13 protein-coding genes are annotated in these 11,346 nt (G+C 43.3%); 2 read left to right on the forward strand and 11 right to left on the reverse strand.

The window, feature by feature from the left end; genetic code table 11:
* Positions 1 to 153 precede the first annotated feature (153 nt).
* Positions 154 to 816, forward strand: a complete 663-nt coding sequence (locus tag VIA_RS18070) for an SDR family oxidoreductase (protein ID WP_004418293.1) — start codon at positions 154 to 156, stop codon at positions 814 to 816.
* A 12-nt stretch (positions 817 to 828) separates the two neighbouring features.
* Here VIA_RS18070 and VIA_RS18075 read toward each other — a convergent pair whose 3' ends face one another.
* From VIA_RS18075 to VIA_RS18120, 10 genes are all read right to left on the reverse strand, one after another.
* Positions 829 to 1,278 carry a low molecular weight protein-tyrosine-phosphatase gene (locus tag VIA_RS18075; protein ID WP_004414848.1) on the reverse strand — a complete coding sequence of 150 codons (450 nt, stop codon included), beginning with the start codon at positions 1,276 to 1,278 and terminating at the stop codon, positions 829 to 831.
* A 154-nt stretch (positions 1,279 to 1,432) separates the two neighbouring features.
* Positions 1,433 to 1,879, reverse strand: a complete 447-nt coding sequence (locus VIA_RS18080; protein WP_004414850.1) for a F0F1 ATP synthase subunit epsilon — start codon at positions 1,877 to 1,879, stop codon at positions 1,433 to 1,435.
* Between the two features lie 16 nt (positions 1,880 to 1,895).
* Positions 1,896 to 3,281, reverse strand: coding sequence for a F0F1 ATP synthase subunit beta (gene atpD / locus VIA_RS18085; RefSeq protein ID WP_004414852.1), 1,386 nt, complete (start codon positions 3,279 to 3,281; stop codon positions 1,896 to 1,898).
* A gap of 20 nt (positions 3,282 to 3,301) precedes the next feature.
* Positions 3,302 to 4,168, reverse strand: coding sequence for a F0F1 ATP synthase subunit gamma (gene atpG / locus VIA_RS18090; protein WP_004414853.1), 867 nt, complete (start codon positions 4,166 to 4,168; stop codon positions 3,302 to 3,304).
* Positions 4,169 to 4,205: 37 nt separating this feature from the next.
* Complete coding sequence (gene atpA, locus VIA_RS18095) at positions 4,206 to 5,747, reverse strand: F0F1 ATP synthase subunit alpha (protein WP_004414855.1); 1,542 nt, start codon at positions 5,745 to 5,747, stop codon at positions 4,206 to 4,208.
* 12 nt (positions 5,748 to 5,759) lie between these two features.
* Positions 5,760 to 6,308 (reverse strand): F0F1 ATP synthase subunit delta, encoded by a 549-nt coding sequence (locus tag VIA_RS22470; RefSeq protein WP_004414858.1) that lies wholly within the window; start codon positions 6,306 to 6,308, stop codon positions 5,760 to 5,762.
* 17 nt (positions 6,309 to 6,325) lie between these two features.
* Positions 6,326 to 6,796, reverse strand: a complete 471-nt coding sequence (locus VIA_RS18105) for a F0F1 ATP synthase subunit B (RefSeq protein ID WP_004418295.1) — start codon at positions 6,794 to 6,796, stop codon at positions 6,326 to 6,328.
* Positions 6,797 to 6,852: 56 nt separating this feature from the next.
* Positions 6,853 to 7,089, reverse strand: a complete 237-nt coding sequence (atpE, locus tag VIA_RS18110; protein WP_004414863.1) for a F0F1 ATP synthase subunit C — start codon at positions 7,087 to 7,089, stop codon at positions 6,853 to 6,855.
* 50 nt (positions 7,090 to 7,139) lie between these two features.
* Positions 7,140 to 7,910, reverse strand: a complete 771-nt coding sequence (gene atpB, locus VIA_RS18115) for a F0F1 ATP synthase subunit A (RefSeq protein WP_004414866.1) — start codon at positions 7,908 to 7,910, stop codon at positions 7,140 to 7,142.
* Positions 7,911 to 8,327: a hypothetical protein gene (locus VIA_RS18120; protein ID WP_004418297.1), complete on the reverse strand. Its 417-nt coding sequence runs from the start codon at positions 8,325 to 8,327 to the stop codon at positions 7,911 to 7,913. It abuts the gene before it with no gap.
* Positions 8,328 to 8,994: 667 nt separating this feature from the next.
* Here VIA_RS18120 and cobO point away from each other — a divergent pair.
* On the forward strand, positions 8,995 to 9,600 hold the full coding sequence (cobO, locus tag VIA_RS18125) for a cob(I)yrinic acid a,c-diamide adenosyltransferase (RefSeq protein ID WP_004414867.1): 606 nt from the start codon (positions 8,995 to 8,997) through the stop codon (positions 9,598 to 9,600).
* 65 nt (positions 9,601 to 9,665) lie between these two features.
* Here the strand turns inward: cobO and VIA_RS18130 are convergent, their stop codons facing one another.
* A complete protein-coding gene (locus VIA_RS18130; protein WP_004414869.1) occupies positions 9,666 to 11,273 on the reverse strand; it encodes a methyl-accepting chemotaxis protein in 1,608 nt (535 codons plus the stop codon).
* Positions 11,274 to 11,346 lie beyond the last annotated feature (73 nt).

Raw genomic sequence — 11,346 nt, forward strand, 5'->3', positions numbered from 1 at the left:
CAACACAGCTCGATAATGTGAATAAGGCCAAAGATTCATAAGTTGCCATACAATCCGGCCAGTTATTTGACCTTATTCACAACTCAATAACAGTTAATCTACCATGCTATGTGGACAAGTTTTCACGCAAACATAGCTTATGGGGGTAAGCCAATGGATATAAAAAGTGCTGTAATATTAGTGACATCCGCCGGTTCACAGGTAGGAAGCACGCTTGCTTACCACTTCGCTTCACTTGGAGCGACCGTTGTGTTGTGTGATAAAAGTAGTCCACAGTTGCAGCACACCTATCAACTATGTCGCGAGATCTCTGAGCAAGTCTATCAATTCAAAGTTTCGGATCATTCACTGCAATCGATTCAAGATTTGTTTGAGTTTATGGATCAACAATTAAAACGTTCCCCCGACGTGTTGATCAACACCCTTACCGCGCAAGCGATGCCGAATATTTTTGATCAACAAGCGAGTGATGTTTTCACCCAGAGGCTGTCATTAATGGCTGCAACCATGTTTAGCTTTGGTCAAGCAACCGCAGAGAGAATGCGTAAAGAGAAAAAGAATGGCGTTATCGTTAATGTCATTTCTCACCCTGAATATCAGGATTTATCTGGATTTGATAACGCGACGTCTATGGTGGCAGGGTTTACTCAAAGCTGGGCAAAAGAACTTACGCCATTTAACATCCGAGTTGGCGGAGTGGTGCCAACGTTAGAGCACAACAATAGCCATTGGGCAGAAATTCAGGATGAGCTGATTCGTAACACCGAATATATTGTCTCCAATGACTATTTCAGCGGCCGAGTGATGGCAGCCTAAAGAGCTTTTGCATCAGAGGGAGTACAACACTCGCTCTGATGCCTCTTCAATCAGATCCAACACTAACTCAAAGCCTTTATCGCCGCCGTAGTACGGATCGGGAATTTCGTCGTAGCCTGAATCACCAAACTCTAAAAATAGTTTTAGCTTGTGCTTGAGGTGTTGCGGACACTGAGCGTCTAAGTCAGACAAGTTGTCTCTGTCTGCCGCTAAAATTAGATCAAACTCTTCAAAGTCGCTGGCGACTACCTTTCTCGAACGAATCCCTTTAAACGAATAACCACGCTTCTCACCTGCAGCCTTTGAGCGCGCATCCGGTGGATTACCTTGGTGATAGCCAATTGTCCCTGCTGAGTCTACAACCACTGGAATATGCAGTTGCTCCGACTTGGCACGTAAAATCGCTTCGCCTGTTGGCGAACGGCAAATGTTGCCCATACAAACGACCAGTATCTTGTTCATTTTCATCCCTAAATAATGCTAACCACTGACCCCATCATAACGAAAAACTTTACAACTAGAAGCGAGAAGATTACCTCTTTTGAAAGACAAGTGAGATTATTAGACACAAATAAAAATCAGGGAGCATGATAGCTATGTTCCCTGACGACCCCAATCAATGACGATTTAAACGGCCAACCAATTCAACCGCTCGTAATTGAGCCAGTGCTTTATTGAGTTCAAGTTGAGCTTGCTCGAAGCTAAGCCCTCCCTCTTGATGCCTGCTGATATTTTCAAGCGCCATTTGTCGGGCTGATTCTGCCCGCGCTTGATCGATATCTTCGCCATGTAATACCGTATCAGCTAACACAGTGACCACATCAGGCTGTACTTCGAGCATCCCACCCGAGATATATAAAATGCTCGGTTCTTTTTTAATGTCAGAGACAAAGCTCGCAATACCGGGTTTAATTTTGCTAATAAGAGGCGAATGTTGCGGTCGAATGCCCAGCTCCCCACTAGCCCCAGATATCGCTAAAGCATGGGCAGGACCAGAGAACAAGGTTCCCTCAGCGCTCACGATTTGCAGTTCAAAGGTATTCTCATTTACGGCGATAGCCATATGACCTCCTAAAGCCTTAGAGCGACTTCGCTTTTTCTAGCACTTCATCAATTGAACCACAGTACAAGAACGCTTGTTCTGGGATGTCATCATATTGACCCGCGAGTAATCCTTTAAAGCCCTTAATCGTCTCTTTTAATGGCACAAACACACCTTTTTGCCCAGTAAACACTTCCGCTACGTGATAAGGCTGAGTAAGGAAACGTTCCACTTTACGTGCGCGAGAAACTAACTGCTTATCTTCTTCAGACAGCTCATCCATCCCAAGAATAGCAATGATATCTTTCAGTTCCTTGTAACGCTGCAGTGTCATTTGAACATTCTGCGCCACATCGTAGTGCTCTTGACCCACAATCATTGGATCAAGTTGACGCGAAGTTGAATCCAAAGGATCAATTGCAGGGTAAAGACCGAGTGCTGCGATGTTACGTGACAACACAACTGTCGCATCCAAGTGAGCAAACGTGGTTGCCGGTGATGGGTCGGTCAAGTCATCGGCTGGTACGTATACCGCTTGGATGGAGGTAATCGAGCCTGTCTTGGTTGAGGTAATACGCTCTTGAAGCACCCCCATTTCTTCGGCAAGTGTTGGCTGATAACCAACTGCAGAAGGCATGCGGCCAAGCAGTGCCGACACTTCTGTCCCCGCTAAGGTGTAGCGGTAGATATTATCGATGAATAACAATACGTCGCGACCTTCATCACGGAAACGCTCGGCCATGGTAAGCCCAGTCAACGCAACACGTAGGCGGTTGCCCGGAGGCTCGTTCATTTGACCATAAACCATCGCAACCTTATCGAGAACGCCCGCTTCTTTCATCTCGTAGTAGAAGTCGTTACCTTCACGAGTACGCTCACCAACACCAGTGAAAACCGACAAACCTGAGTGAGCTTTTGCAATGTTATTAATTAGCTCCATCATGTTTACCGTCTTACCCACACCGGCACCACCGAACAGGCCAATTTTGCCGCCTTTTGCAAAAGGACATACCAAATCAATCACTTTTACGCCGGTTTCGAGCAATTCAGACGAGTTCGATTGTTCTTCATAGCTTGGCGCTGAACGGTGAATACCATAATTCATTTTCTCGCCAATGGGACCACATTCATCAATAGGTTCACCTAACACGTTCATGATACGACCTAAGGTTTCTTCACCGACAGGCACCGTAATTGGTTCGCCTGTTGACTGCACACTTAAGCCACGGCGAAGACCGTCAGAGGAGCCCATTACGATACAACGAACAATGCCGCCACCCAGTTGCTGTTGCACTTCAAGAACTAATGCCGAGAACTCTTGATCAACGACACGTAACGCATCATAGACGCGTGGGCCCGTATTATGTTCGAATTCAACGTCAACGACAGCGCCGATGATTTTTACAATTTTACCAATACTCATTCTATACCTCAGAATTCTTACTATACCGCTTGCGCGCCCGACACAATTTCACTCAACTCTTGAGTGATGGCTGCTTGTCGTGCTTTGTTGTAAACCAACTGCAGATCATCAATAAGCTGCCAAGCATTGTCTGTCGCCGCTTTCATCGCCACCATCCGCGACGCCTGTTCACAAGCAATGTTTTCAACCGTGCCTTGATAAACTTGAGACTCGATGTAACGTTGAATCAGCTCATCTAAAATGACTCGCGGTTCTTGTTCGTATATGTAATCCCAACGAGACTTTCTCTTCGCCTCTTTCGCACTCTCATCGATAGGAAAAGGCAATAGCTGCTTAATCGATGGTGACTGTACAATGGTGTTCTCAAACTCATTAAACGCGATGTACAAACGGTCAATTTGGCCTTGGTTATAATGCTCAAGCATTGCTTGCACGGTGCCGAGTAAATCTTCCACTTTAGGTTGATCGCCCAACCCTGATGCCTGAGCAACTACATTGGTCACTCGATGGAAGAAGTTAATCGCCTTTAAGCCAACCAATGTCGCATCAACCTCCACACCTTTATCACGCCAATCTGTCATCTCAGAAAGAACACGCTTAAATAGGTTATTGTTCAAACCACCGCATAGACCCCGATCTGACGAGATAATGATGTAAGCGACTCGCTTAACCTCGCGCTCTTCTAAATACGGGTGACTGTATTCAAGCGTACCCGACGAAATATGGCCGATTACGCGCCGCATACTTTCTGCATAAGGGCGGTTCTTCTGCATGTGTTCCTGAACCTTACGCATCTTACTGGCGGCTACCATTTGCATCGCACTAGTAATCTTCTGAGTACTGTTGATACTGGCAATCTTAGTGCGAATTTCTTTTGTACTGGCCATGGTAAGCTCCGTTTTTAACTATTAGAGAATGACGCCACTACCAAGATTTGAGAGCAATGAACTCGTCAAGAAGCTTGGTAAGCTGAGCTTCAATCTGGTCGTTAAAATCACCGCTTGCGTTGATCTCATCTAACAAGTCAGAAAAGTTCATTTTCGCATAAGCGATTAGGCCTTCTTCAAATGCGCCAACCTTCGCCAGTTCAACGGCATCTAAATAACCTCGCTCTGCTGCAAAAATCACGGCAGATTGCTCGGCAACAGACATTGGTGCGTACTGTTTTTGCTTCATTAATTCAGTCACACGCTCACCGTGATCAATTTGGCGACGAGTCGCATCATCCAAATCCGATGAAAACTGAGCAAAAGCCGCCAACTCGCGGTATTGAGCGAGAGCAGTTCGAATACCACCGGAGAGTTTTTTAATGATCTTGGTTTGCGCCGCGCCACCAACACGAGACACAGAAATACCCGGGTCAACCGCAGGACGTAAGCCTGAGTTGAATAGCTGAGTCTGGAGGAAGATCTGACCATCGGTAATTGAAATAACGTTGGTCGGCACAAATGCTGATACATCACCGGCTTGAGTTTCGATGATAGGTAACGCAGTCAGTGACCCCGTTTTTCCTTTCACTTCACCATTAGTCAAGCGCTCCACATACGCTTCGTTTACACGTGCAGCACGCTCTAGGAGACGTGAGTGGAGGTAAAATACATCACCAGGAAAAGCTTCGCGGCCCGGTGGGCGTTTGAGCAGCAATGAGATTTGACGGTAAGCGACGGCTTGTTTGGAGAGATCATCATAAACAATCAGTGCGTCTTCACCGCGGTCACGAAAGTATTCGCCCATAGTGCAACCCGCATACGGCGCAAGGTATTGCAGTGCCGCAGACTCTGATGCCGATGCCACAACCACGATGGTGTTTTTCAATGCGTCATGTTCGGCAAGTTTACGAACAACGTTAGCAATGGTTGAAGCTTTTTGGCCTATCGCGACGTAAATCGATTTTACGCCTGAGTCTTTTTGATTAATGATCGCATCAATCGCTAGCGCAGTTTTACCCGTTTGGCGGTCACCAATCACCAGTTCACGTTGACCGCGACCAATTGGCACCATTGAATCGACAGCTTTGTAGCCCGTTTGGATTGGCGTATCCACGGATTTACGGTCGATGACCCCCGGGGCAATGATTTCAACGGCGTTATATTGTTTTGCATCGATTTGCCCCAAACCATCAATGGGTTGGCCTAGGGTATTCACCACGCGGCCAAGTAATTCAGGACCAACCGGCACTTCCAGAATACGGCCAGTGCCCATGACGGTCATGCCTTCACTTAGGTCAGCATATGGGCCCATGACTACCGCCCCGACGGAATGACGCTCAAGGTTGAGCGCTAGAGCATAACGATTATCAGGCAGCTCTATCATCTCGCCTTGCATGACGTCGACTAAACCGTTGATGGTGATAATGCCATCACAGATAGACACTATGGTGCCTTCATTACGCGCTTGCGTACTTACATTGAATGTTTCAATGCGTTGTTTTATTAGGTCGCTAATTTCTGTTGAATTTAGTTGCATCTTAAATTCCTACTACACGTTCAAGCTGGTCGCGAGGCGTTGGATTGAGCTCTGGAGCGAGCCATCAATAACCAACTCACCAGCTTTTACTACAATGCCACCGATAAGATCGGGGTCGATCTCGTTCGATAATGTGATACGTCGTGCCAGCTTCTTCTCAAGGTACTTGGTCAGAGCTTCAAGTTGGTCTGACTCTAATGGCTCAGACGAATACACAGTTGCATCGAGTCTCAAATCACTTTCATCTTTGAGCTCAGAAAAGGCCTCGGCAACGCTGCGCATTACAATAAGACGTTGGTTTTCAGCCATCACCTTGATCAAGTTCTGCATATGCTCATCGATAAACCCCTCACAAACAGAGAACAATAAGTGAATAAAGTTATCCGCTTCGGCTTTACCGCCTTGGTCGAGCGCTTTTGCTTGGTTGATTAAGGCTGGTTGCTCAATAACACCAGCAACCAATACCAACGCAGTTTTCCATTCTTCAAGCGACCCATTCTCTTTTGCAAAATCAAAGGCCGCTTTGGCATATGGGTAAGCAATGGTTTGAATATCCGACATTTTGCTCCCCTAAGGCGTTAGATATCTTTGATCATCTGATCAATAAGTTGACGGTTGGTATCCGTATCCAAATTCTTATTAATCAGCTTTTGAGCACTTTGAATTACCAGATCCGACATTTCCGCTTTAAGCTCTTGTCGCACACGATTACGCTCACTTTCGATCTCAAGTTCACCTTGAGCAATCACACGAGCTTTTTCGATTTCAGCTTCTTTAACAGACTCTTCAATTAACTGTGCTCGACGTTTTTGGCCCTGTTCGATCATCTTATTGACGTCTTTTTTTGCTTGTTCAATAAGTTGATCACAGTTAGCGCGAGCCAAGGCAAGTTCCTTAGCCGCATCTTCTGTATGGCGTAGACCTTGCGCGATTTCTTTTTGACGCTCATCGAGCAAAACGACAAGTGGCGGCCAAACATACTTCATACAAAGCCAGACAAAAATCGCAAAGGATATTGCTTGGCCTAGCATCGTCGCATTTAAGTTCATCTCGTCCTCACTTAATTAACGGATAGTACTTAGTTGTTAAATATCGTAAGAATTAATTACGCAACAGCGAAGATGATATATAAGCCAATACCAACACCGATCATCGGCACCGCATCAACAAGGCCCATCATAATAAAGAATTGAGTACGCAGCATTGGAGTCATATCCGGTTGACGCGCTACGCCTTCCAAATATTTACCCGCTAGATTACCGATACCGGAAGCTGCACCAGCGGCACCTAAACCAATTAATAGTGCACCAGCAACATAAAGAACTGCACTTACCATATCCATAAATAACTCCGATATTTTTAATAACTTAAAATTTAACTTTAAATATAATTCTAGTGATTTTCTTCTACTGCCATTGCTAAATAAACAACAGTGAGAACCATAAATATAAATGCTTGCAAACAAACAATAAGTATGTGGAACAATGCCCATGGAACACTTAACGCCCATTGCATCCACCATGGCATTAATGCGATCAGGATAAATATCATTTCTCCTGCATACATATTGCCGAATAATCGCAAACCTAAAGAAATAGGTTTAGATATTAACGTTACTAATTCCAGTACAAAATTAACTGGGTAAAGTAACGGATGTTGGAACGGTTGAGTGGTTAACTCTTTAATAAACCCAATTAGTCCTTTTGCTTTTAGTGTATAAATAATCACTAAGAAAAAGACACCGAGTGCCATCGACATCGCCACATTGACATCTGCAGAAGGTAAATCTCGGAAGTGCTCAAAACCAAGCATACGAGCAAAAGCAGGAATAAAATCAACCGGTATCAAATCTATCGCATTCATTAACAGAACCCAGACAAAAATAGTCAGAGCCATTGGACCAATGAGCCTATCTTTAGATTGGAAGATCTCACTTACTAGGTTGTTTACAAACTCAAACACCACTTCAACAAAGCACTGTAAACGACCTGGTACACCGCTGGTTCCTTTAGATACTGCAAATCTAAACAAACCAATAAAGAGCAGTCCAAGAATCCAAACCATGAACATTGAGTCCATGTTAATCGCCCAGAAGCCCGTCCCTTTCGTCAGGAATGTTAGGTGGTGCTCGATATACTCATGAGCGGACTGTACGCTTTCCACTTACCCCTCCTTACTATCTGAATTGGGAAGGTATTTATAGAGCAGTGGTGCCACAAAATATCCTAAAAACGTAATCGAATAACTTGTAATCATCACCACATTTCTCATTTTGAAAAAGTGGAAAACCAGCGCAAATGAAATAACCGTATAGACTAGCTTCATACTTCCACTTAATTGCATTAAATCTTTGATATCAACGTCAGGTCTAAACTTAGCTTTTCTGCTAGCTAAAAACATTCCAAACATTCCTGGTAAAATAGCCAAGATGACACCAATTAATGCGGACTCAATATTTACCCCCCTGTTATATGAAGAGAAAATTTCAAAAATAATTGCGAATAGTCCAAATAGTAACTGACACCACATTATTTTCTTCATCGCCAGTAGTATATCGTCACTAGCAGTACTTTCTTTCATGACTACACCTTTTAGTAGAGTCCTATTTTTGCAACATTAAAGAATCAAATTTAAATAACTCATTTGCTATTTGTTCGTGTCACTAAAAATTCTTCAAAAACAAATTACTCCTACATTCGATTCATGGGAATTGCAAAAATCGAACACTTTCATTCCATTAATGATGAGTAAATATTTTCATCAATTACCGAATGGTGTTAATTTAAAATCAGACATAGGTAGTAACTTAATGCAGGTTTTCAATAGGTTAGAAAGATATAGCCCATATACCTATAGAAGAGAAACATTCGATAAGATTATATCCAGAGATATTTCCTATATTGTTTCGGTTATTTTTCCATCGTCACTTTATTCATTCCATTATTTAAATTATTAATTCCATTTATTCAAAAGTTGTATTTGCCGTGTGAAATCTATATGCAACCAACAACCGGATGATTAGAAATCCACAAACAGTGTGATGAGAAAAAGTGAATTTGATAGCTCGAGTCCATCGATTCATATTGAGCTAAGCTATAAGCACAGTGTCATATTGGTAACTAGTGTGATTGTATTTAACTTCTGCTAAACGCGAGGCAGTGGTTTGAACCCTTGAAGTATCAATGGTTTTTCTTAACTGACCATTGCTCTATCATAAAGAGATTCTAATGCGTAAGAAGGAATTCCCATGTCTGAAGAAGACAACAAACAAGCGCGTCACAAAGCTAGACAGCAAAAAGTGAAAGAGCAAGTCGATGCTAGAGTGGCAGCTGCTCAAGAAGAGAAAGGGTTACTGCTGATCATAACAGGTAACGGTAAAGGTAAGTCAACATCAGGATTTGGCACGGTGGCTCGCGCTGTCGGTCACGATAAAAAAGCCGCGGTTGCGCAGTTTATTAAAGGGACATGGGCTAACGGTGAACGAAACCTACTCGAAAAACTTGGGGTCGAGTTTCACGTTATGGCAACGGGATTTACCTGGGAAACACAAAATAAAACATCCGATACTGAAGCCGCACAGCAAGTTTGGCAAGAATGTAAGCGCCTACTTACTGATGATTCCATTGACGTTATCTTATTTGATGAACTGACCTACATGGTGAGCTATGGCTATATCGACCTAGATGAGGTCGTAGAAGCGTTAAACAACCGCCCTAAGATGCAATCTGTGATTATTACTGGTCGCGGCGCTCATCGCACATTAATCGAAATGGCCGACACTGTCTCTGAAGTGAAGAACGTAAAGCACGCTTTTGAATCGGGAGTGAAAGCACTGCAAGGTGTGGATTGGTAGCAATAACATCGCACAAAAATTGAGTAGCTGGCAGCAAAGGTCACAATGCGGCCAGCTTTCTTAAATCATGAGATATAACGACTCAAAAGCTCTTTTTGCCTTTCAGACATGACGGCAAGCTCATCTGAAGCCTCAAAGCAGTGACCAATACTCTCCGTGTTGTCTGTAACAATTTCCGACACTTGAACAATGCTTCTAGAAACAGAATCGGTTACATCCGCCTGCTCTGAAGAAGCAGCAAAAACTAAGGAATTTTGCTCCGAGATCTTTTGCACCGCCAAAGTAATCTCATTAAATGCACCTAGAACGTGCTGTGATGATTCCTGACTGCCCTTAATCAAGTTAACATTATGAAGCGTCAAATCACTCACAATGGAAGCTTGTTCTTGTAGAGCCTCAATAACATTCTGTATTTCAGCGGTCGAATTTTGAGTTTGAACAGCAAGCCCCCTAACTTCGTCGGCGACAACGGCAAAGCCTCTACCTTGCTCCCCTGCTCTTGCCGCTTCTATAGCCGCATTTAGAGCAAGCAAATTAGTTTGATCGGAAATGTTATTAATCACCTCAATGACACGTCCAATATCTGAAGAGTGACCTTTTAACTCTCCAATCATTTCAGCTGAACGATTAATTGATTTTGCGACTTCTTCACTACTTCTTTGTGCATCATCAATATGCTTCTGACCAATTGAAACGAATTCAAGTGCTGAATCGGAGGCTTCTTCTGCCGCAGCAGCATTGGCGTTTACCTCCTTTGCTGTACTCGAGAGCTCAGTCACAGCCACACTTATTTGAGCAAACTGCTCCTTTTCCAAATGTGAACTTTCCCTTGATTGATGCATGATAGAATTTAGCTCTGTTGCCGCTGCTGCAACTCCATCACTGTTGACGTTAACTTGCTCAATAATGTGTCCGATAGACTCCCCTAGGCCATTAATCGAGCTCGATAAACTGCCTAGTTCATTTTTCCCGATATATTGATACCTTACGCTAAAGTCACCGTTAGCCATCTCATTCAGCTTCATAGCTACGTCATTGATTGGTCTAGCAATAGTGCTTGCTACATAAGTAATGAACAACAGTGATACCAATGAAATAATGGCTAATTCGATGAGGCTGTGAATGGCAACTTGATCAGCATGAGCTTGGGTTTGGCGGAAGTCCTCACGAATACTTGAATTGATTTCATCAGAAAACTCAGCCAAAGATTGGATTAGCTTTGACGCCAGTTCGTCAGATTCCTTTAAAAAACCAGCATACTCTCCACTGTATGCAGAATATTTGTTTTTGACCTCAGCAAGATTTCGAACATGATAATAATAATTTTTATAATTCTCTAGTCGCAACTGGGTAGCACTTTTACCATCATCGATAAAGTTTCTCTCAATGCTTTCATACCAAGAGTCTAAAGCACTGATAAACGTCCCATCTAAGCCTTCTCGACCAGCCGCTTTCAAGAACAATAATCTTATTTCATACGTCGACTGTATTTCATTGTCATAAACTGAATTAATCTTGCTAAGGGATGAATTACTGTAGCTATTCAGGTTTGTAATATCGCCATTCAGGACGTTCAAGTTATAGATATTAACAATGGTAAATAGCACAACCATTGACAAAAAAGAGAGCAGTAGTTTTGTTTTAATTCGAAGCCTAGATAAGAATTGAACCATACGCTTTTTGTCTCAATATACGTTAATGAATTTAAGACAAAATTACACAAACTTAACAACAGTGTATGTAGGT

This window comes from Vibrio orientalis CIP 102891 = ATCC 33934, from assembly GCF_000176235.1.
GTDB lineage: Bacteria > Pseudomonadota > Gammaproteobacteria > Enterobacterales > Vibrionaceae > Vibrio > Vibrio orientalis.

Excerpts from the sequence above, each read along its gene's own strand:
- VIA_RS18070 (WP_004418293.1), top strand. The coding sequence starts at position 154 with ATGGATATAAAAAGTGCTGTAATATTAGTGACATCCGCCGGTTCACAG.
- VIA_RS18075 (WP_004414848.1), bottom strand. The coding sequence starts at position 1,278 with ATGAACAAGATACTGGTCGTTTGTATGGGCAACATTTGCCGTTCGCCA.
- VIA_RS18080 (WP_004414850.1), bottom strand. The coding sequence starts at position 1,879 with ATGGCTATCGCCGTAAATGAGAATACCTTTGAACTGCAAATCGTGAGC.
- atpD (WP_004414852.1), bottom strand. The coding sequence starts at position 3,281 with ATGAGTATTGGTAAAATTGTAAAAATCATCGGCGCTGTCGTTGACGTT.
- atpG (WP_004414853.1), bottom strand. The coding sequence starts at position 4,168 with ATGGCCAGTACAAAAGAAATTCGCACTAAGATTGCCAGTATCAACAGT.
- atpA (WP_004414855.1), bottom strand. The coding sequence starts at position 5,747 with ATGCAACTAAATTCAACAGAAATTAGCGACCTAATAAAACAACGCATT.
- VIA_RS22470 (WP_004414858.1), bottom strand. The coding sequence starts at position 6,308 with ATGTCGGATATTCAAACCATTGCTTACCCATATGCCAAAGCGGCCTTT.
- VIA_RS18105 (WP_004418295.1), bottom strand. The coding sequence starts at position 6,796 with ATGAACTTAAATGCGACGATGCTAGGCCAAGCAATATCCTTTGCGATT.
- atpE (WP_004414863.1), bottom strand. The coding sequence starts at position 7,089 with ATGGATATGGTAAGTGCAGTTCTTTATGTTGCTGGTGCACTATTAATT.
- VIA_RS18120 (WP_004418297.1), bottom strand. The coding sequence starts at position 8,327 with ATGAAAGAAAGTACTGCTAGTGACGATATACTACTGGCGATGAAGAAA.
- cobO (WP_004414867.1), top strand. The coding sequence starts at position 8,995 with ATGTCTGAAGAAGACAACAAACAAGCGCGTCACAAAGCTAGACAGCAA.
- VIA_RS18130 (WP_004414869.1), bottom strand. The coding sequence starts at position 11,273 with ATGGTTCAATTCTTATCTAGGCTTCGAATTAAAACAAAACTACTGCTC.